This window comes from Pseudomonas sp. 44 R 15, assembly GCF_900004965.1.
Classification (GTDB): Bacteria; Pseudomonadota; Gammaproteobacteria; order Pseudomonadales; family Pseudomonadaceae; genus Aquipseudomonas; species Aquipseudomonas orientalis_A.
On record NZ_CVTU01000038.1, the window covers coordinates 19689 to 40140 of the forward strand.

15 protein-coding genes and 1 pseudogene are annotated in these 20452 nt (G+C 61.4%); 7 read left to right on the top strand and 9 right to left on the bottom strand.

The window, feature by feature from the left end:
* Positions 1–68: 68 nt before the first annotated feature.
* Complete coding sequence (locus BFP93_RS03700; RefSeq protein ID WP_065891977.1) at positions 69–827, top strand: IclR family transcriptional regulator; 759 nt, start codon at positions 69–71, stop codon at positions 825–827.
* A 26-nt stretch (positions 828–853) separates the two neighbouring features.
* On the opposite strand, the gene BFP93_RS03705 is transcribed toward BFP93_RS03700, so the two are convergent.
* The 3 genes from BFP93_RS03705 to BFP93_RS03715 form a co-directional block, all read right to left on the bottom strand.
* The gene (locus BFP93_RS03705; RefSeq protein WP_065891978.1) at positions 854–2176 is read right to left on the bottom strand and encodes a hypothetical protein; all 1323 of its coding nucleotides are present in this window, start codon (positions 2174–2176) and stop codon (positions 854–856) included.
* Positions 2177–2265: 89 nt separating this feature from the next.
* Positions 2266–3687, bottom strand: coding sequence for an aldehyde dehydrogenase family protein (locus BFP93_RS03710; protein ID WP_065891979.1), 1422 nt, complete (start codon positions 3685–3687; stop codon positions 2266–2268).
* Positions 3688–3770: 83 nt separating this feature from the next.
* Positions 3771–5219 carry an APC family permease gene (locus BFP93_RS03715; protein ID WP_065891980.1) on the bottom strand — a complete coding sequence of 483 codons (1449 nt, stop codon included), beginning with the start codon at positions 5217–5219 and terminating at the stop codon, positions 3771–3773.
* Positions 5220–5483: 264 nt separating this feature from the next.
* Here BFP93_RS03715 and BFP93_RS03720 point away from each other — a divergent pair, with 264 nt between their 5' ends.
* The 3 genes and pseudogenes from BFP93_RS03720 (at position 5484) to BFP93_RS29565 (ending at position 9217) form a co-directional block, all read left to right on the top strand.
* On the top strand, positions 5484–6974 hold the full coding sequence (locus BFP93_RS03720) for an MFS transporter (protein WP_065891981.1): 1491 nt from the start codon (positions 5484–5486) through the stop codon (positions 6972–6974).
* A 377-nt stretch (positions 6975–7351) separates the two neighbouring features.
* A pseudogene (locus BFP93_RS29560) lies at positions 7352–8359 on the top strand (HAMP domain-containing protein); the annotation flags it as partial.
* 102 nt (positions 8360–8461) lie between these two features.
* Positions 8462–9217 carry a methyl-accepting chemotaxis protein gene (locus BFP93_RS29565; RefSeq protein WP_370737769.1) on the top strand — a complete coding sequence of 252 codons (756 nt, stop codon included), beginning with the start codon at positions 8462–8464 and terminating at the stop codon, positions 9215–9217.
* Positions 9218–9251: 34 nt separating this feature from the next.
* On the opposite strand, the gene BFP93_RS03730 is transcribed toward BFP93_RS29565, so the two are convergent.
* Positions 9252–10214 carry a helix-turn-helix domain-containing protein gene (locus BFP93_RS03730; RefSeq protein WP_065891983.1) on the bottom strand — a complete coding sequence of 321 codons (963 nt, stop codon included), beginning with the start codon at positions 10212–10214 and terminating at the stop codon, positions 9252–9254.
* Between the two features lie 214 nt (positions 10215–10428).
* Between BFP93_RS03730 and BFP93_RS03735 the strand changes: the two genes are divergently transcribed.
* The 3 genes from BFP93_RS03735 to BFP93_RS03745 all read left to right on the top strand — a co-directional run bounded on the left by BFP93_RS03735 (position 10429) and on the right by BFP93_RS03745 (position 13962).
* A complete protein-coding gene (locus tag BFP93_RS03735) occupies positions 10429–11805 on the top strand; it encodes an aspartate aminotransferase family protein (RefSeq protein ID WP_065891984.1) in 1377 nt (458 codons plus the stop codon).
* A 42-nt stretch (positions 11806–11847) separates the two neighbouring features.
* Positions 11848–13302 carry an aldehyde dehydrogenase family protein gene (locus BFP93_RS03740; protein WP_065885606.1) on the top strand — a complete coding sequence of 485 codons (1455 nt, stop codon included), beginning with the start codon at positions 11848–11850 and terminating at the stop codon, positions 13300–13302.
* Positions 13303–13398: 96 nt separating this feature from the next.
* Complete coding sequence (locus BFP93_RS03745) at positions 13399–13962, top strand: cytochrome b (protein ID WP_065885604.1); 564 nt, start codon at positions 13399–13401, stop codon at positions 13960–13962.
* A gap of 91 nt (positions 13963–14053) precedes the next feature.
* Here BFP93_RS03745 and BFP93_RS03750 read toward each other — a convergent pair whose 3' ends face one another.
* The 5 genes from BFP93_RS03750 to BFP93_RS03770 form a co-directional block, all read right to left on the bottom strand.
* Entirely contained in the window at positions 14054–14707 is a 654-nt protein-coding gene (locus tag BFP93_RS03750) for an RraA family protein (RefSeq protein ID WP_065891985.1), read from the bottom strand.
* A 27-nt stretch (positions 14708–14734) separates the two neighbouring features.
* On the bottom strand, positions 14735–15790 hold the full coding sequence (locus BFP93_RS03755; RefSeq protein ID WP_065891986.1) for an NAD(P)-dependent oxidoreductase: 1056 nt from the start codon (positions 15788–15790) through the stop codon (positions 14735–14737).
* A gap of 76 nt (positions 15791–15866) precedes the next feature.
* A complete protein-coding gene (locus BFP93_RS03760) occupies positions 15867–18554 on the bottom strand; it encodes a phosphoenolpyruvate carboxylase (RefSeq protein ID WP_065891987.1) in 2688 nt (895 codons plus the stop codon).
* A 516-nt stretch (positions 18555–19070) separates the two neighbouring features.
* Complete coding sequence (locus BFP93_RS03765; RefSeq protein WP_065891988.1) at positions 19071–19286, bottom strand: hypothetical protein; 216 nt, start codon at positions 19284–19286, stop codon at positions 19071–19073.
* 341 nt (positions 19287–19627) lie between these two features.
* Positions 19628–20086 carry an Hsp20 family protein gene (locus tag BFP93_RS03770; protein WP_057722310.1) on the bottom strand — a complete coding sequence of 153 codons (459 nt, stop codon included), beginning with the start codon at positions 20084–20086 and terminating at the stop codon, positions 19628–19630.
* Between the last annotated feature and the right edge of the window lie 366 nt (positions 20087–20452).

Here is a 20452-nt window from a genome sequence, read left to right on the forward strand (position 1 = left end):
CTACAGTGGATCCGGGGCGTTTTCGCCTATAGTGCATACCCGCGTGCAACCCCTTCTCTAGGAACGAAATGAGCAGTCTGAACAAGTTGTTGAGGGTCCTGGATCTGATCGGTCCACAGACGTTGAAGATCGACCCGGACACCATCGCCGAGCGCATGGGCCTGTCGCGTGCCACCGCGTACCGCTACGTCAAGGAGTTATGCGACGCCGGGCTGCTGACGCGCGTGGACGCCGGCAACTATGGCCTGGGGCCGCGCGTGATCGAGCTGGACTGGATGATGCGCCAGTACGACCCCATCCTCCTCGCCGGGCGCGAACTGATGCATGAGTTGTCGGCGCAGACCGGCCTTGCGGTGTTCGCCAGCGTTTTCTATGACGGACGCATCATCAACACCTACATCGCCGAACCCACCGACACTTACCACTTCTCCTTCGGGCGCGGGCACCCGCTGCCGTTTTTTCGTGGCGCGCAATCCAAGGTATTGATCGCCTTTCAGAAAGGCCGTCGCCTGCAACGCCTGTTCGAAGAACACATGGCCGGCGATGCGGACAGTGCCTACGACTGGGCAAGCTTTTCCAAGGCCACGAAGAAGATTCGCAAGGACGGCTATTGCATGACCCACGATGAACTGAACCTGGGCCTGACCGGCATCGCGGCGCCGATCATCCAGCCGGATATTGACGAGGTGGTGGGCAGCCTGTCCGCTGTCGGCAGCACCCAGAGCTTCAAGCTGCTGCGCCAGGAAACCGTGATCGAGATGGTGATGGACACCACCCGGCGGATTGCCGAGAACATGCGCAATCAGCCGGGCGCCGCCACGTCCTGAGGTCAAGACGCGACAGCCAGGGTGGATCAGAACGGTACGGCGACGGTCACTTGGCTGTACACATTGGTGCCGTTGCCGACGGCCTGGTTGCCGCCCGTGGTGGAGTCCTGTTTCGGTTTGTAGAGACCGATCAGGGGCGTGATGATCAGGTGCGGGTTGACCGCCCACTCGGCGTACACGTCCAGCTCCCGCGCATCGAGGTTCAGTGCATTGCTTTTGCGCACGGTCTCGAAGTCGAAGTACAACGCGCCCAGGGTCAGGTTTTCCAGCGGCGTGGCCTTGAGGCCCACATGATGGATGCGGGTGTTGCTGTTGAACGGTCCGGAATAGTTGCCGCCGACTTCGCCTTGCAGCCAGGTGCCGTAGCCCGTGCTTTGGCCGGTGAACAGCGAATCCCATTTTTGTGAGTAGCGGGCGTAACGGTAGGTGACCTTGGGTGCCCAGGCGACATCGGCAAAGGTGTAACCGGCTTCGCCGTACCAGGCTTTTTCCGGCCCGCTGTCCTTGTCCTGCCAGGCGTATTCGAAAGCCAGGCTGACATTGGGCAGGCCCGCGTCGCCTTCGCCACGCACGCTGTAGATATTCATACCCTTGCGCTGGCGCTGAAAATCACTGGCCCAGCGATCGTTTACATCGATGCCATGCACCCAGGTCAACCCCAGGGTGCCGGGCTTGGTGGTGTAATCGAGGGTACCGGCGGCCACTTCGGTTTCGGCCTGGGCGCGGTTGTCGGACTTGAGCCACAACAGACTGCCATGCAGGCCGTCCTTGCCACCCAGGCGCAGGAACGCGGTCTGATCGAACGCATGCCGCGCCGCCAGATAGTAGGCACCGCCCCGGTTCAGCGCGCCATCGGCCGGGCCCTTGCCCAGGTTCGGCCCGTCATCGTTGACCAGGAAGCCCCTGCCGAGCTTGACCACCTGGCGCCCGCCGGAAATATCCACGCCGTCCTGGCCCAGTGCCGGGAACAGGTCGCCGGAGCGCCACCCGAGGTAAGCGTCTTCGATTTTGGTGGTGCGTTCGGTGCCCAGGGTATTGCCGGCCGCGTCGCCGTCGCCCCAGGTGGCGGAGCTGAGCAGGGCGAACGCACCGTAGGCGGTGCCGTTGCCTGCCAGGGACTGGTCGCCGCTCAGGCCGTATTTGATAAAGCCTTCACGCCAGGTTGAGCCGCCCGACGTGCCGTTGTAGTTCTTGCGACTGTTGAACATACCGAATACGGCAGTCATGTCTGCGTTGAGATGGCGGCTGTCATCGCTGTACAGCTCATAGGCCTGGGCCTGGCTGATGGCGCAGAGCGTCAAGCTGCATGCCAGCGTACCGCCGAAGAATAAAGTGGATGGGTAGCGCATGATCGAAGCTCCTTGAAGCGCGTCGTTAAAGGCTGTCTCAGATAGCGGCAACAGGGGTGCAGCGACGCCGCGCCCCTGTTGGCCGAGGGTTACTCGCCCGCGCGCTTATTGACGAACAGCAATTGCTGGCCGGTGAACTCCAACAGCCCTTCGAGGCCGAACTCGACACCGAAGCCAGACATCTTGCTGCCGCCGAATGGCGTATTCGGTTGGATCCGGGCGTGACAGTTGACCCAGGCCACGCCACTTTCCAGGCGGCTGGCCAACGCTTGCGCCTGCTCGACATCCGGGCCCCATACCGAGCCACCCAGGCCCATGTCACCGGCGTTGGCGCGGCGCAGCACGTCCTCGACGTCGCTGTAAGCGATCAGCGGCAACACCGGGCCGAATTGCTCCTCGTCCACCAGACGCTGGCCATCGGTCACATCCGCAACCAATGTCGGTGGGTAAAAGAACCCCGGACGGTCCAGACGGGCGCCGCCACACAGGACCCGCGCCCCCTGATCCCGTGCATCGGCGACCAGGGCTTCAACCAACTGCAATTGCTCAAGGTTCTGCACCGGCCCGAAGTTGACGCCGGGCTCCAGGCCATCACCCACCACCTGGCGCTGGGCAATCAGCGTCAGCGCGTCGGCGAAGGCCTCGTATTGGGATTCGTGAATGTACAAACGCTTGAGCGCTGCGCACGTCTGGCCCATGTTGAGGAAGGCTGCCTGGAAAATTTCCTCGGCGACCTCTTCCACCGATGTGCCGGGCAATACAATCGCAGCGTCGTTGCCGCCCAGTTCAAGGGTCAGGCGCTTGAGATTGGTCGCAGCGCCGCGCATCACGCTCTGGCCGGTGGCGGTGGAACCGGTGAAGACAATCTTCTGAATGCCGGGGTGCGAAGTGATCGCACTGCCGAAACCCTGCTCGCCGGTCACGCAGTTGATCACACCGTTGGGTACATGCTTCGCAATGATTTCCACCAGGCGCAGGGTACTCAGCGGCGTCAGGCTCGACGGCTTGCTGACCACGCAGTTGCCGGCCCGCAGCGCCGGCATGATGTGCCAAACGGCAATCATGAACGGCCAGTTCCATGGCGTGATGGACGCCACCACACCCAGGGGTTTGCGGTGCAGCTCAATGCGCTGGGTCGGGGTTTCTTCCACCAGCTCCACTTCAATCTGCTGCCCGGCCGCATAGCGGGTCCACGCGGCGGCGCCCATGACTTCGGAAAACGCCAGTTCCAACGGTTTGCCTTGTTCCTGCACGATCAACCGGGCCAACTCATCGGCGCCCTGCTCGATACTCTCGGCAATCGCCAACAGCCGCTCGCAGCGTTGAGCATGGGAAACGTGACGCCACGCCTTGAAGGCCACTTGAGCGGCGGCCACCGCGTCGTCCAATTGAGCCAGCGAGCCGGCCGGGCATTGGGCGAATGCGGCGCCGGTAGCCGGATTGATCACATCAAACTGCCCGTTTTCACCGGCAACCTGAATCCCATTGATAAGCATCTTGTAGTGGTGCATGTGTCATCTTCCTTTAACGCTGGCGAGCCTTGCCGGACAACGGCAAGCGAACAGTGTGCAGTGGGGCGGTATCGCTTGATGCCTTAGAGTTTGTGGCTGCCCAGCGCCAGGAAGCGCTGCGGCGAGACCTTGCGCAGTCGCGCGGCGAGAAAAATGCCGCCCAGCAGCGCCGCTGGAATGACCGCGCACAGTGCGTAGGACAAAAGCTGGCTGGCGCCGGTGAGCACATCGAAATGCACCACCGCCAGTATCAGCACCATCAGCAAGGCCAGGCTGGAGAAAATCGGCAGGATACGCCCGCGCCAGAGGCCGACATTGAGTTCCGGGTGCCGGTGGAAATACACACACACCGAGACCGAAGTCATCGCCATGAGCAAAATCACGCACAAGGTGGCGAGGTTGGAGAACCAGGCGAACAGTTGCAGGATTGGATCGGCATCCATGGCGGCGAAGATCAGCACCACCACGGCGGCGATCAGGCTTTGCAGCGCCGAGCCCATATGCGGGCTTTGGTGCACACGGTGGGTGGTGCCCAACAGACTGTGCAGCAGACCGTCGCGCCCGATCGCGTAGAAATAGCGCGCCGCGGCGTTATGGAATGCCAGCAGCCCGGCGTAGATGCTGACCATGAACAGCACCCGGATAATCTGCGTCAGGTACGGGCCGACAAAGTGGTCCGACATGCCGTAGATAAAGGTGGTTGGGTCCTGCAGGGCTTGCAGCATCGGCACGATTTTATCCGTACCTACGCCCACCACCATCGACCAGACCGACAGCGCGTAAAAGCCGCCGATCAGCAGCACCGAGCTGTAGGTGGCAATCGGAATGGTGCGGTGCGGATTTTTCGCTTCTTCGCCGTAAATCGTCGTGGCCTCGAAGCCGATAAAGGCCGCGAAGCAGAACAGCAGGCCGATCGACGGGGTACCGCTGAACACATGCTGGCGGGTGAACGAGTCGAGATTGACACCGCTGTCGCCGCCAGTCTTGAGAATCGCAATATCCAGGGTCAGGATCGCCAGGTATTCGGCAATCACGACCACCGACAAGACGCGGGCGGACAGATCGATCTTGCGATAGCCCAGGATCGCGATGCTGACCATCGCCATCAGCGAGTAGGACCACCAGGGCAACACCACGCCGTATACGCTTTCCATGGTGCCGCTGACCACGCCGCCGAACATGCCATAGAGGCCGACCTGCAGGATGTTGTAGGCAAACATCGCCAGCACGCCCGCCGCCCCTCCGGCCAGGCCGCCCAGGCCGCGCGAGGTAAAGGCGTAAAAACCACCTGCGTTGGTGACATGCTTGGCCATGGTGGTGTAACCGACCGAAAACGCCAGCAGCACCGCCAGGGCCAGCAATAACAACGCCGGGGTGCCGGCACCGTTGCCCAACATGATGCCAATCGGGAAACCTCCGGCGATAACGCTGAGCGGGCTCGCCGCCGAAATCACGAAGAAGATGATAAAGCCGACACCCAAGGCGCCACGCTTGAGCTCCGTGGAGCTGTTGACCGGGATAGATACACTCATCTTATTAACCTTATTGTATGAGGCAGTCGCTGTGGTATAGGACCGATCAAGGCGCCATCGGTACCAGATAGCGCTTTTGTTTTTGGGATTGCACGCTGTATTCGATCCTATGCCCGCCCACGAACACCCCGCTATCCCAAATCGGTAACATCGCCGGCGTCACACCCGACCGGCAATGCCCCGAAAGTCACGGCCGATTTGGGATAACGGCGCCCTTGTGCATTCAGGCATGCTAGGTCCAGCCCTCTTTTACGGACGCCAGCCATGCCCTTTACCGACTCCAAACGTCGCTGGCTGATACTTGCCATCATTTCAAGCGCGCTGCTGCTTATCGTCATTGACATGACGGTGCTGTACACCGCGCTGCCCACACTCACGCGGGAGCTCAGCGCCACGGCGTCGCAAAAGCTCTGGATCATCAATATCTACGCGTTGATCGCCGCCGGCCTGCTGTTGGGCATGGGCACCCTCGGCGACCGTCTCGGGCACAAACGGCTGTTTATCGGCGGCCTGAGCGTTTTCGGCCTGTTCTCGCTGATCGCTGCGTTCTCGCCATCGGCCAGCGTCTTGATCGTTGCCCGTGGGTTCCTGGCGGTGGGCGCGGCGATGATGATGCCCGCCACATTGGCCCTGGTAAGGTTGACGTTTACCGACCGACGCGAACAGGCGATGGCGTTCGGACTATGGGCATCAGTGGCTTCAGGGGGCGCCGCATTCGGACCGGTCGTAGGTGGATTGTTGCTGGAGCATTTCTGGTGGGGTTCGGTATTCCTGATCAATGTGCCAATTGTGCTGTTGGCCTTGCTGCTGGGGGCGATAGCCATTCCCGATCATCCGGGAAATAGCCAGACACGCTGGGACTGGCTGGGTTCGCTGCAGGTCATGATCGGTTTGATCAGCGTAGCTTATGCGGTCAAGGAGCTGGGTAAACGGCAACCCTCCTTCGAGGCCATGCTGATAGCACTGGTCCTGGGCACGCTATTTCTGGCGCTTTTCATTCGACGTCAACGGCGGGCCGATCAGCCGATGCTGGATCTGTCGCTGTTCTCCACGTCTGGCTTCAGAAATGCGGTGATTTCGGCAGTGGTATCAGCCGCCGCCTTGATCGGCATGGAACTGGTCTTCAGCCAACGCCTGCAACTGGTGCTGGACCTGTCGCCGCTGGAGGCGGCGCTGTTCATCCTGCCGCTGCCGCTGGGTTCGTTCGTCGCCGGGCCGCTAGCCGGGCATTACCTGCCGCGCCTGGGAGAGCAGCGCATGCTGTTCTGGACGCTGCTGCTTTCGGCTGCCGCAATGCTGACCTACTTGCTGGCGCACAACGCCGCAGTGCCAGTGCAGATCGTCAGCCTCGCGCTGCTGGGCCTTACGATGGGCGCCGCACTGACCGCAGCGTCCAGCACGATCATGCTCAGCGTGCCCGCCGACAAAGCCGGCATGGCCGCCTCCCTTGAGGAAGTCTCCTTTGAACTGGGCGGCGCCGCAGGCGTGACGTTGGCGGGCAGCCTGTTATCGGCCATCTACGCCTACTCGGCGAGCCAGACGATTGCGCCATGGCTGGCCCTGAACCCCATGATCTTCGAGAGCCTCGACGATGCGCTGGTGGTCGCCGCGACGCTGGCGCCGGAGGACGCGGCGATGCTGATCGGGTCGGCCCGTTCGGCGTTCGACGCGGGTTTCGTCGCCGTACTGGCCACCTGTGCGGCATTGCTGTTGATGGCAGCGCTGCTGGTCAGGCCACGCAACCGGGTGTCATGAATCAGTGACATCAGCCGATGCAGTAACACATCCAATAAAAAAAGTCGGTGGTGCCACACCAACCGATGATCGATCAACACGCGGTTTACCAGTGAGATAGCCCAATGCTCGACGCCCTTTCCATCCGTTTGAAATTCGTCCTCTTGTCGGGTTTGTGCCTGCTTGGCGTGATCGGTCTGATCGTCGGCATGAATCTCTACCAGGGCAACCAGAACAACCAGTTGATTAGCACCTCGAGCAGTACGATGCTGACTGACAGCGGCAAGACCCTGCTGCTGGCCAGGGCGGCGGAACAGGCGAAGAACCTGCAGGGCGAATTCGCCCGCAGCCGGCAGATCATCACCGCTTTTTCCGACCAGGCGGCCGGCTTGCGCACCATGGCCGCCCAGCGGGGGTTGGCGGCTGCGACATTGCGTGAAGAACTTAACCTGGCGCTCAAGACCACGTTCGAACGCAATCCCGAGATTCTCGGGCTTTGGCTGGTGTACGAACCTGATGCGCTGGATGGCAAAGACAGTGAGTTCGTCAACGACGCCGCACGCGCCGCCAACGAGAACGGACGTTTTGCCAGCGCCTGGAATCGCGGCGCGGGTCAAGCGATGAATATTCTGGTTCCCGAAAGCGATTTGCAGAAGACCGAGTTGAGCATCAGCGGCACGCCCTACAACAGTTGGTACACCTGCCCGCGAGACACGCGACGCACTTGCCTGATGGCGCCCTATGCCGACACCCAGGCCGGGCAGGTTCAACTGATGACCACGCTGTCGATGCCCCTGATCGCCGATGGCAAGGTGATCGGCACCCTTGGGGTCGACCTCGCGCTCGGCGCCCTGCAAGCTGCCGCGAGCGATGCCCAGCGCACCCTGTTCAACGGTTCAGGGCGCATGCTGATTGTTTCCGACAGTGGCGTACTTGCCGCCTACAGCGCGGATGCGAGCCAGGTCGGCAAAAACATCGACGTTCCGTTGAAGGATGAGGGCAAGGCCGTGCTTGCGGCATTGACGCAACAAAAACCGGTGGTGCTGGCCGGTGATGCGCTGATTCGTGCTGTCTACCCGGTTGCGCCCATCGCCGAAGCACCGGCGTGGGGAGTGGCCATCGACCTGCCCAAGGATGTCTTGCTGGCGGACTCGATGAAGCTGCAGACCTTGCTTGACCAGACGCAAACCCGGGACACCCTGGAGTCGCTGGTGGTCGCCGTCGGTGCAGGGCTGTTGGGCTTGCTGCTCATCTGGTTCACCGCCTCCGGTGTGACACGCCCGATCAACAGCGTCGCTCGGATGCTCAAGGCGATCGCCAGCGGCGATGGCGACCTGACCCAGCGGCTGGATTACCGCAAAAAAGATGAACTGGGCGAACTGGTGAACGGGTTCAACCAGTTTCTCGACAAACTGCAACCCACCATTGCGCAACTCAAGCAGAGCATCACCGCTGCGCGCGGCACCGCCGACCAGTCGTCGTACATCGCGCGCCAGACCAGCGAAGGGATGCAGGTGCAATTTCGCGAGATCGATCAACTGGCAACCGCGTCCAACGAAATGAGCGCCACGGCCCACGAAGTCGCCAACAGCGCGTCAAACGCAGCGATGGCGGCCCGGGGCGCAGACCAGGCGTCCAGGGAAGGCATCACGATCATCGAGCGCAGCACCCGTGACATCAACGCGCTGGCCAGCGAAGTCAGCAAGGCCGTGACGGAAGTCGAAGCCCTGGCGGTCAACAGCGAACAGATCGGCTCGGTACTGGAAGTGATCCGCAGCATCGCCGAGCAGACCAACCTGCTCGCCCTCAACGCCGCGATCGAGGCCGCGCGGGCCGGGGAAAGCGGCCGAGGTTTCGCAGTGGTTGCCGACGAAGTACGCAACCTCGCCAAGCGTACCCAGGACTCGGTAGAGGAAATTCGCCTGGTGATCGAGCGCATCCAGGCCAGCACACGTGGCGTGGTGGCAACCATGCATTCAAGCCAGACTCAGGCCCAGAGCAACGCCAGCCAGATCCATCAGGCGGTGGAGGCGCTCGGTAAAATCAGCGAAGCGGTGACGGTGATCAATGACATGAACCTGCAGATCGCAAGCGCGGCAGAAGAGCAGAGCGCGGTGGCCGAGGAGGTTAATCGCAATGTCTCGACCATTCGCGGTGTCACCGAGACATTGACCGAGCAGGCGGGCGAGTCGGCGCAGATCAGCAGCCAGCTCAACGAACGGGCCAATCAGCAAATGAAACTGATGGATCAGTTCCGCGCTTAACCCGTGGCGTGCCGTTGCGCCGCCGTGCAGGCCATCACGCGCGCGCGCAGACGGGGATGGCGGCGCGGACGGTATGGGACGGTAACTCTGCGAACAGTGCCTGGTACTCCTCGGCAAAATGACTGAGGTGGTAGAAGCCCCACTGGGCGGCGGCATCACCGATGGAGAGGCGGGACGCGAGGGTACACATCAGGGTCCGACGCACGCCATTGAGCCGGACAGAGCGCAAGTAGTTCAGCGGCGTGGTCTCGGCTACCGAGCGGAAGCTGTTCTGCACGGTGCGCCGACTCACCTGCAGGCGTTGGCACAACTCGTTGACGCTGGGCACGTCGATTCTTTCGGCGGTCGCCAGTCGGTGGCATTTCTCGACAATGAAGCTGCGCGTGGAACTGGGGCTGCGTTGGAGCTTGTCGCAGGCCGGGTCGGTGAGCAATTGCAACAACTCACCGAGCAACGCCCGCTCCAGCCCCTGCTCGCCCGCGCTGTCGAGTTCCTCGCCGACCTCCGCCAGGGAGAGCACGGCGAGCAATCCAAGCCGAGCCTGGGCGAAGCGTTGCGCAGACACCCGGATCACCGGTTGGCGCAGCAACCGACTGATCTCACTGGCCGACGCCGTTTGCTCCAGTACCTGCTCGAACCACTCGCGCTCGAAGGTCACGGACAGCAGTTCCATGCCCATCGGCATATGGAACATGAACTCCTCGCCCCCCTGCAGAAAGAACAGGCTGCTGTCATCGACTTCGCGACCCTGCATGCGCGTCGAACCCGGCACGCTGATCGGCACGGCAAAGCACATCTTGTCTCGCGGTGCCACACCGCGCTGCACCACCCGCTGGTTGATCTGCTCGCGAAACACGTGGCAACGCGCAGTGGTCAGCTGCATCAACGAACTCTCGGCCGGACCGGCCGTCAACTGGCTGTAATCCTGGCTCCACTCCTGGACATTGGCCGCATGGACGTGGATATCGCGAAAATGGCTTATATGATGATTTTTCATAATGTGCGAAAAGCCTCTGCCAATTTTTGTTTTTATTTCAAGCTACCTTGCAATATTCGCACATAGATCAATTACCGCGAAGTTTCTTCTCAAATAGGGCCTTTGGCGGAGCCTGCCGATGGACCGATTCATCATTTGCCGATTCGGGCTAACGGACAGGCACTCTCTATGAGAATGATCCACATACTGAAACCGACATTCCAGAGAGTGCGTCATGATTGAGTCCAAACTAGAATCCCTGCATTTCGCGGATGCCCCGCACATTATTTCCAGCACCCTGCCCGGCCCGCTGACCCGCGAAGCGCTGGCGTTGTCGGCGAGTACCGAATCGATGGCGCGCGGCGGCGGTCGCATGCCTATTGCCATGGACCGCGCGTTCGGCGCGACCTTCAAGGACCCCGACGGCAACACCTACATCGACCTTTCCGCAGGCGTGGGCGTCAGCAGCGTCGGCCGCTGTCATCCGCTGGTGGTAAAAGCCATCCGCGAACAGTCCGAAGTGCTGATGCATGCCCTGGAAATCAACAGCACCCGCCGCACCGAACTGGCCGCCAAGATGTCCGAGATCGCGCCCGATGGCTTGCGCGGCGACTGCATCACGTTCTTCACGCAAAGCGGCAGCGATGCGCTGGAAGCGGCCATCAAGTTTGCCAAACGCATCACCGGGCGCCACCAGATCCTCGCCTTCCACGGCGGCTATCACGGCGTGTGGAACGCCTCGGGCGCGCTGACCACCGGCACGGCCTACCGCAAGGGCTACGGCCCGATGATGGGCGGCGTGATTCACGCACCCTACCCCTATGCCTACCGTTTTCCCTTCGACACCACGCAAAAAAGTGCCGAGCAGATTGCCGGCGACTACGTGGATTACCTGCTGAACAGCCCTTACACCGCCGCCGATGACGTGGCCGCCGTGATTGTGGAGCCGGTGCAGGGCGAAGGCGGCTACGTGCCGCCCTCCCCCGAATTCCTGCAACTGTTGCGCAAGGCCTGCGACCGCGCCGGCGCGTTGCTGATCGTTGACGAAGTCCAGTCCGGTGCGGGCCGCACCGGCAAGATGTGGGCGGTCGAGCACTCCGGCGTCAAACCCGACATGCTCACCTTCGGCAAGGGTATTGGCAGCGACCTGCCGATGGCCGGGCTGATCATGCGAGCGGACCTCGCCGCACAGATTCCCGACGGTTCGATGCCCAATACCTTCGCCGCCAACTCGCTGTCTGCGGCCGTGGCGTTGACCAATATCAGCATCCTGCAGGACCCGGAACTCGGCCTGCTCGATCGCGCCCACACCCTGGGCCTGGAAGCGCAGGAACGTATCCGCGGGTTCAACAGCCCGTTCGTCGGCGAAGTTCGCGGTCGCGGCCTGATGATCGGTATCGAGCTGGTTGAAGACGCCGCCACCAAGACGCCGCTCGAAGGCGCCAAGATCGGCCAGCTCATGGGCTACCTGATGAACCACGGCGTACTGATGATTCCCTGCGGGCGTTACAGCAACGTGATGCGTGTGATGCCTTCGCTGACGATCACGCGCGAGCTGTTCTTCAAGGCGTTGGACATTTTCGGCGATGCCCTGGCCTCCCTCAAGGCCTGAGTGCGTCATCTCCAACCCCTCCCATCACGCATGGACACCCACATGACCGAGCACCTGAAACACTTTATCCAGGGCGCGCCCTGCGACGCCAGCGACGGAGCGCGCATCCCCCTCATCAACCCCGTGACCGAACAGGTATACGGCAGTTGCGCAAGCGGCACCGCCGACGATGTCGACCGTGCCGTGGCAGCGGCGCGCGCCCAACTGGAAGGTGGCGCCTGGAGCCAGCTTGACGGCGCCCAGCGCGGTCGGCTGCTATCCAAACTCGCCGACCTGGTGGAGCGCGACAGCGAATCACTGGCCGACATGGACGCCGACGCCATCGGCCGCTCACCGCTCGAACCGCGCCGGATGGACCTGCCCAACGCCATCGCCAACCTGCGCGCGGCCGCCGGCTGGGCCAATCAGCTTGAAGGGCGCACCATTCCCACCGGCGGCTACTTCGGTCGCAAGACCCTCTCGTACACCGTCCGCGAGCCGGTAGGCGTGGTGGGCGCGATTGTGCCGTGGAACTCACCGCTGATGATCACCGTGTGGAAGCTCGCCGCATTGCTGGCGGCAGGCTGTACCGTGGTGATCAAACCCTCGGAAGAAACCCCGCAATCGGCCCTGCACCTGGCGGCGCTGGCGCAGGAAGCGGGATTTCCCGACGGCGTGATCAACGTGGTGACCGGTTACGGTGCGCAGGTCGGTCGGGCCCTGTGCGAACACCCGGATGTGGCCAAGATCAGTTTCACCGGCAGCCCCGAGGCCGGGCGTGAGATCCAGCGCACTGCGGGTGTGCTGTTCAAGCGCGTGGCCTTGGAACTGGGCGGCAAGAGCCCGCAGATTGTGTTCGACGATGCGCCCTTCGACGATGCATTGTTCGGCTGCACACTGGGTTTGTTCGTCAACCAGGGGCAGATCTGTGCCGCCGGCTCGCGCATCCTGGTCCAGCGCAGCCTCGCCGAGCGCTTCGCGGCCGCCCTGGCCGAGGCCGCTCGCTCGATCAAGGTCGGCGACCCTCGCCAGCCTGACATCCAGATGGGGCCGGTGGCCAAGAAAGCGCAATTTGATCGCGTCAACCGTTACATCCAGCTGGGTATCGACCAAGGCGCCTCGCTGCTGGCCGGCGGCGTATCCACCCCGGACCAGGGCTGGTTCGTGCGTCCGACGATTTTCGCCAATGCCCGCAATGACATGGCGATCGCCCAGGACGAGATCTTCGGCCCTGTCGGCACGGTGATCACCTTCGACAGCGAAGAAGAAGCCGTGGCACTGGCTAACGACTCCGCCTACGGCCTGGCCGCCACGGTGTGGACCACCGACCTTGCGCGCGCGCACCGCGTGGCTGCAGCGGTAAAGGCCGGCGCCATCGGCGTCAACTGCTGGAGCCCGCTGGACGCCAACCTGCCGTGGGGCGGCGTCAAGGCCAGCGGTATTGGCCGCGAAGGCGGAATCAGCGGCGCGCTGGCCTACACCGAGGAGAAAGTGATCACCGTGCTGCTGCCTGCCTAGAACAGTCACTGCACCTGCCACCCTCTCGGCCCTGGTCGCAGAGGGTGGGATTCAGCCGTGCGTTTCGACGCCTTGATGATCAATAAAGAGACTGCGATGAACAACCAAACACAAACGGCAATCGATCGGTATCCCGTGTCCCTGCGCATCCTGCACTGGGTGCGTGCCGTCGTCATAGCCGGGCTGCTCTGGGCCGGCTGGCACATGACCGGGCTTGATGATGAAGTCGTGAGTAAATTCACCCTCTACTACCCGTGGCACAAATCGTTCGGCGTGCTGGCGTTTCTGCTGGTGCTGGTACAGATCGCCCTGCGTGTTCGCACCCCGGCCCTTCCGCAGCCACCGCTCACCCTGGCGGCGCATGAGCGATTCCTCTCACGGTTCGTACAACGCTCCATGTACGTACTGATCGTGGCCGTACCGCTGATGGGGTACTCGATGTCGAGCACCTTCACCATGAGCGACGGCGTGTTCTTTTTCGGCGTGAACCTGCCGGAGCTGCTGCCGAAGAATGACAACTGGTTTGTGGTATTCCAATGGCTGCACAAAGTCCTGGCCTATACCTTGCTGGTCCTGATCGTGCTGCATATCGCGGGCGCGCTCAAACACCGCTTGTTCGACCGCGACCCTCGCAACGACGTACTGCGCCGCATGCTGTGAGCGGATACATCCCGGGCACGCGTCTGCGATGAGGCCGGCAGTTGTACCCAAGACGAAAGCCGCGTCCACTGCGGCTTCTGTCGTTGGGCTGTCAGCGGCGCGGCGTCTGCAAGGCGTGGTAGCCGTAATCGGCACGCGCCTGGCGTAACGGCACGCCCGCCTCGATCGCCGCACGAATATGCTCTTCGGCCTGGTGGATTTCTTCGGCCACCGCCAGCACCTGGCTCAGTGAACCGGATGGAATCACCACCAGGCCATCACCATCACCGCGCAACCAGTCATCCGGTTGTACCCGTACGCCGCCCAGCGTCACGGGTGCCTGGATCGCTTCGACACGCACGCGGTCCTTGCCGGTGCGCATCCAGTTACCTCGGGAAAAGATCGGGTAGCCGAGTTCCAGCGCACGGTCAACGTCGCGGCAGATGCCGTCAATCACCGTGCCGGCCAAGTGTTGGCGCGAGGCGGTCGAGGTCAGCAAATCCCCCCACACGGTGGTGTCCTGCCGCCCCTGGTTGTCGATCACCACCACCTGGCCGGCTTCGAGGTCATCGATGTAATCACCCACCGAGCCGCCGTCCTGGCCAATAGGGCCGTAGCGCAGGGTCCAGGCTTTGCCCGTGAGCTTGAACGTGCGGTCCAGGGGCATGATGTCGGTGCATTGGCAAACGATATTGAGGCGGTCCATCGCATCGCTGAGGTCGGTGCAGCTCAGGGCGTCAAGACGGGTAAAAATAGAGGTTTGCATGATGGGGCCTTCCTTGTGTCCTGTGGGTTAACGCGCGGTGGCGGCGGCACTGAATGCGTGGATTTTGTCGACGATCTGGCGTGACGCCGTCCGGATTGCCGTGCTGGTATTGCCGGCGATGTGCGGCGTCAATTGCGCATTGGGAATATCGGTCAATGGCGAGGCGAAACGGTCTTTTTCCAGGGCAAAGGTATCGATGGCCACGGCTTTGACGTGCCTGGGAAACTGGCGCATGAAGGCGGCCAATTGCTGCTCGTCGACGATCCCGCCGCGCGCGGTATTGATAAGGATTGAGCCCTGGCGCATCTGCCGGAACTCGGCAGTGCCGAACAAGCCTCGGGTCTGGGGGGTGAGCGGTACGTGGATCGAGACGATGTCCGCCTCGGCCAGTAACTGTTCAAGACCTGCGCGTCGTTCAAGTCCGAGGCTGTGCGCTACCGGTTCGGTAAAACGTTCGGACCCGGTGGCGATCACCTTGATGCCCAGCGCCGCAGCCTTGCGCGCCACCTGCCGGGCAATGCTGCCGGTGCCCACCAGCCCAAGCGTCAGTTCGGCGTATTCGGAGGCAGGTGCCAAGGTGCCTTTTGCCCAATGGCCGTTGTGCGTTTCGGCGTTGTAGTCATCCAGGTCGCGCGACAGAAACAGCGCCTGGGCCAGGACGTACTCGGCAACAGCGGCCGCGTTGGAGCCCGGCGTATTAAGGATCACCACGCCGCACTGCTCGCACGCCAGCCGATCAATATGATTGACCCCTGTGCCAGCCTGGGCAATGGCGCGCAGTGGCGTGGCCAGCGCCGACGAGGTGGCGGCTCGGATCAGGCCGGCGCCCAGGGGGATGTTCAGGCGCGTCTTGAACACGCTGTAACCCCCGGCCTGACTCACGGCGGCGATAAATCCAGGCTCGTCATGGCAGTTGATCTCGGCATAGTCAATGCGCGTGCCGTAGTGCTGCCGAATGCGCTCTTTGTCCGCGAAATAGTGCAGGTTGAGGGTGACGCCCAGGCCCAGTTCGAGAAATCGATCGACTTCCTCAAACAGTAACGGCGGCCCGGGGGCATCCAGTATCAGGGTGGTCAATGCCATACCGTTGATCCTCTTGGAGGGTAGCGCCTGCCGATACCCGGGTTGCCCCAGGCATCGGGGTTAACCATCGGGTTAATCACCAGGTGAAGTGGTGGGCACTTGCAGGATCGACCAGGCCCGCGTCGGTACTCACGGCCGCGAGGAACCCGCTGTAGAAATCATTCAGCGATGAAGACTGGATGAACGCGGGATTGCTTTTGGCGTAGATCAGGAACAACCGATAGATTCGCAGGTTCTTTTCCTTGCGGTAGACCTCGGCCTTGAGACTGGGCCACAGGTTGAGCAAGCTGTTTTCCTTGATTTTCCATGGGTCCGCCGGCTCGATGCCGGTGGTGGCCTTGAACACGAAGCGCTTACCTTCAATCACTTCCAGGTGCAGGCTGGCCAGCAACTGTTCGGCCGTGCCGACAGCTTCAGTCTTCAAGGCCTGCGCCAGCGCCAGGATGTGGGCCTTCTCCGGAATGCTGCCGGTCAGGGTCAGCCAGGCGCATTTGAGGTCGGTTCGCGCAATGGCGTAGGCCATCCCTTTGACATAGGTATGAAAGCTCTCATCCTCGTTAAAAGCCTTCGACAGCTGCGTTGCCGGCGCTGGCGCGAACTGCCCGACGCCGATCAGTTCGCTGTGCAACCCACCGGCCAGCAAGGCGCGGGTCCAGGGAATCGCACGAATGGCATCGGGGCGCGACTCGAATACCTTGATGTTGAAGATACGAGAAGGCGGCCGGGTGCCTTTGGCGGTGGCCCTGACCACATCGAATCGCGCCAGGTCGCGCAGCAGGGAAGGCAGCGCAGGATGCTCGAAGAACGTCGCCTGGTAGCGGCGCACTACGTCCCCCCAACGTTGAATCCTGCCGGCAATGACCTCCTCGGACAGCTTCGGCTGGGGCTCGGCGTGCATACGGTACAACTGGCTGAGAAAGTTGACGGACTGGTTGCGGGTCAGCAGATGCGCGCGCATCTCCGCGCAGCCGGCCAGCATGAAGCGGGTTTCCGGGCCCTCCAGCGCGCCGAACTCCTGCAAGGTCTCGGCGATCACCCCATTACACCGTGCGTGTTCCCCGCCCATGATGACGTGGACGACCACCTCGATGCCATAACGGGCCGCGATCAGCTTGTGCTGGTTGGCAATCGCCATGTTCAGTTTGTGCATGGCCTTGCCGCCCTGCTTGCCCGTGTCGCTGGGGCCAAACGTGATGTATTGGCGGTTGCCGCGCGTTGCCAGGTGCTGGCGGTACACCGGGTTTTCGTACACCTCATGCACGGTGGCCAGCGTGCGCTCGGCACCTGCCAGGTCTTCGGGTTGCAGGGCGATGTCGATCCCATCCCGCACCTGGGCCGCTTTCATCAGAAACAGCACCTCCAGCGCGCTGAGGGCCGAGGTGTACTCGGCGATTCCGTGGATTTTCATGCGGTCGCGATAATGGTCGATCATTTCAAACCGTTCCACCGCGTTGCGCGCATCGTGCATGCGGATATAGCTTGGGTCCTGCTCCATCAGCGCAATGTAATCCTGGCCGGCGTATTGCTCGACTTTGCGGGTGTAAAGCGGCGTGGTGCGTTGCAGATACTCCTGCCACAGGCCAGCGGGCGTCTGGGCCGATCCGCCTTCCAGCGCGACCTCAAGTGCGGCCTGACGCGCACGCTCATCCAGTTCGTGATAGTGCCGGCCCTGGCCCAGGCCAATGGTTTCCAGCCACTGGCTGGACAGAATCTCATCGACCACGCTGCTGAACATCTCGGCGTTTTCACGAAACTCGATATCCAGATAGTGAAAGCCAAACGCATGCACCCGCAGCAGCAGACGGTCGATGGCGGCCGGCTGGGTAAAACGAATGCTGCTCAGTGCATCTATCAGTTCGGCGGGACGCTCGAAATGCTCGGGATGATCCCGGCCCACACGGGCACGAATCTCTTCAAGGCGGTGCCGTGCGCCGCCGTCCTTGATCAGGCTGTCGATATCGGCGATGTAGCGATTGCGCAGCGCCGTTTCCAGCGCCAGCACCAGGGTTTCGGTGTGCTGGTTGGTGTCATAAGGACGGCCATCCTTGTCGCCGTATAACCAGGTGAACAAGGTCAGCCATTTTTCCTGCGGCGCCAGGCCCAGGGCGTGATGCACGTCGGGCAACGCGTCATACACACTGTCGGCGTAAAAAATCTGTGATTCGATATCCGTGCCATTACTGCCCGACCACACGGCGTTGTACAGCTCCAGCAAGAGCTGCGCAGTGACTTGAGGCTTTTTGAGGCCACGGTCTTCGACGTGCTGGGCCAGTTTCTGCAAGACCAGCACAACGGAATGCTTGAGCTGGTCAGTCTCTTTGCACAGCACTCCCAGGCTGATATTTACTCCCGCAGGCGCTGTAATCAACTGCGGGTCAAGCGTGAGCAACTGACGAGGCAGGCTGGCCTGGGACGCAATCTGGGTCGCCACGCTCCTGACCGACAATTCGAACAGCAGTTGCTTGATCAGCAACAACTTCCAGAACGCCTCGACGTCCTTGCTGGAACGGGATTCAAAGAACGCCTTGCCCAGGGCAGCGGCCAATTTCGAATCACCCTTGTCCAGATACGACAGCGTATCGATTTCAGCATAGATTCTCAGGCAGGCGCGAGTGTGCGGGGCTTGGGAAGCATCATCCGTGTTGGCCTTGAGTGCGTGCTCCAATGCTCGCCATAGAACGTCATGCAGTAGCGCGGGGTTGGTATGGCCGATTGAGGGGCGAGTTGATGCATTTTCCAGTATGGAATTGATCACATGATTCATGGGTTCAAGCCTCGATAATTGTCAAATCCCTTGTTTGCAGTGTGCCGGACAGACACACGCAAAATCATCAATGTCCCAGGCTTAACCCACAGCGTCGCAACGAACGGAAATTACCTGTTCGCCGACAGAAAGCCCCCTAGCCGGTACCGAAAAACGGCAGAAAACTGAAACAAATTGTTACATCCGCCCGCAATAAAACATGGCTTGGATTTCTCCACAAAAGACCTTTTTGGAATAGCCAACTTGAAAATAAAGATAGGAAGCTAATAAAAATAACGGCACTGAAGTCCGGTTAACTGCCTGCATATTTTCTAACGTGCTGATTACTTGACATTAATCTGCAGGCACGAAAACCGGCTGAGCCGAGGGGAATATCGAGTAGGAATCACCTGCGGGCGCAACCTAAATAATTCTTCATGAACACCATTTCCTACTCAGGGAGCAGACATTCTTCCTGCCTGCAAAAGAAAAACCCGGCGCTTGGCCGGGTTTTGTCAGTTCATGCTGTGGGACGAACTACTTCGCACCGCCATTGTTACGGTCGGTCTGGGCGTCCTGATCCGATCCGGGATTGCCCGGCGGGGGGTTCCAATCTTCCGGCTTCTCGCCTGTGCCCTGCTTGGGCTCGGATTCAGCTTGCTCCAGGCCTGACGCGTGACTTTCGCCCAGGTCGGGCACTTGTTTTTCCGGTCCGGGATAGGGCGCTGCGGGACCGTTATTGTCATCGACCATAAATCACCTCTATTTCACTAGCGCGGTTGCGCACAGGGCTAAGTGGGCTGTTCAGACAGAACGTGAGAGTGCCCTTCAGCACGCGCCCGGCGGGATACCGTCCTTGTTGAAATCCTTCAGTCGCTCACGCTCCTCTTCGGTGGAGTGCGCCGGTGTTTGCTCTTCGGGTTCCTTGGGCTTTTCTTCGGTCATGGCTGATTCCTCCAGGTTGTAGAGATTCGGCACTCTGCGGCGCGGGCAGTTCAAAATGAATGGTCGCGCGGGCCGCGACCGTGTGGTTGCGACTCTGCGCGCATACAAAAAAGGCGCTCCGAAGAGCGCCTTTTTTACCGCCGATTGCCTTACTGCAAACTGACCTGACGCAGCTCGGGCTTGGCCTCGCCACCGATCATAATGCGCTTCGGTTTAGCCTCTTCAGGCACCTCGCGCAGCAGGTCGATGCTCAGCAGCCCGTTGTTCAAGGCCGCGCCACGCACTTCGATGTGGTCCGCCAGGCGGAACGACAACCGGAAAGCACGCTGGGCGATGCCCTGGTGCAGGTAAGCGACCTTCTCGTCGGTTTCGCGTTTGCCGCCGGAAACCGTCAATACACCTCGTTCGACCTGGATATCCAGATCCTCCTCGGTCAGGCCAGCCACTGCGATGACAATCCGGTAGGCGTCATCACCGTGCTTTTCCACGTTGTGAGGTGGATAGGAATTCGGAGCCTCGCTGCGCAGCGCCGACTCGAACAGGTCATTGAAGCGATCAAAGCCCACCGATTGACGGAACAGTGGGGCCAACGAAAGGGTAGTAGCCATTTTAAAATCTCCTGAGTTTCTCCAAGTGATTTAGTACGCGACCCGCATTCGGCATCGCGTGATCAAAAATTTATGGACGCTCAAAAGGATTTCAAGGGGGGGCGGAAAAAAATTTTTCTTGGCTGATATCGCTATCGCAGGAACGGCGGGGCTCGCGCTTGTGCTCTAATCTCAACACAGGCGTGCTTTACCCCGTGAGCGCCTGAGACAGCCCTTGAGGTACAAGAAAAATGAAAATGACTCTACCAGCCCTGGCATTGGGCATCCTGATCTCCCAAGGCGCCTCGGCCGCCGGAGATGGCACCGCCGCGCTGGGCGGCGGCGTCGGCGGCGTACTGGGCAATGTCGTGGGTGGGCAGCTCGGTG

Excerpts from the sequence above, each read along its gene's own strand:
- BFP93_RS03755 (WP_065891986.1), bottom strand. The coding sequence starts at position 15,790 with ATGGCATTGACCACCCTGATACTGGATGCCCCCGGGCCGCCGTTACTG.
- BFP93_RS03745 (WP_065885604.1), top strand. The coding sequence starts at position 13,399 with ATGAACAACCAAACACAAACGGCAATCGATCGGTATCCCGTGTCCCTG.
- BFP93_RS03760 (WP_065891987.1), bottom strand. The coding sequence starts at position 18,554 with ATGAATCATGTGATCAATTCCATACTGGAAAATGCATCAACTCGCCCC.
- BFP93_RS03715 (WP_065891980.1), bottom strand. The coding sequence starts at position 5,219 with ATGAGTGTATCTATCCCGGTCAACAGCTCCACGGAGCTCAAGCGTGGC.
- BFP93_RS03705 (WP_065891978.1), bottom strand. The coding sequence starts at position 2,176 with ATGCGCTACCCATCCACTTTATTCTTCGGCGGTACGCTGGCATGCAGC.
- BFP93_RS29565 (WP_370737769.1), top strand. The coding sequence starts at position 8,462 with ATGCAGGTGCAATTTCGCGAGATCGATCAACTGGCAACCGCGTCCAAC.
- BFP93_RS03735 (WP_065891984.1), top strand. The coding sequence starts at position 10,429 with ATGATTGAGTCCAAACTAGAATCCCTGCATTTCGCGGATGCCCCGCAC.
- BFP93_RS03730 (WP_065891983.1), bottom strand. The coding sequence starts at position 10,214 with ATGAAAAATCATCATATAAGCCATTTTCGCGATATCCACGTCCATGCG.
- BFP93_RS03710 (WP_065891979.1), bottom strand. The coding sequence starts at position 3,687 with ATGCACCACTACAAGATGCTTATCAATGGGATTCAGGTTGCCGGTGAA.
- BFP93_RS03700 (WP_065891977.1), top strand. The coding sequence starts at position 69 with ATGAGCAGTCTGAACAAGTTGTTGAGGGTCCTGGATCTGATCGGTCCA.
- BFP93_RS03765 (WP_065891988.1), bottom strand. The coding sequence starts at position 19,286 with ATGGTCGATGACAATAACGGTCCCGCAGCGCCCTATCCCGGACCGGAA.
- BFP93_RS03770 (WP_057722310.1), bottom strand. The coding sequence starts at position 20,086 with ATGGCTACTACCCTTTCGTTGGCCCCACTGTTCCGTCAATCGGTGGGC.
- BFP93_RS03740 (WP_065885606.1), top strand. The coding sequence starts at position 11,848 with ATGACCGAGCACCTGAAACACTTTATCCAGGGCGCGCCCTGCGACGCC.
- BFP93_RS03720 (WP_065891981.1), top strand. The coding sequence starts at position 5,484 with ATGCCCTTTACCGACTCCAAACGTCGCTGGCTGATACTTGCCATCATT.
- BFP93_RS03750 (WP_065891985.1), bottom strand. The coding sequence starts at position 14,707 with ATGCAAACCTCTATTTTTACCCGTCTTGACGCCCTGAGCTGCACCGAC.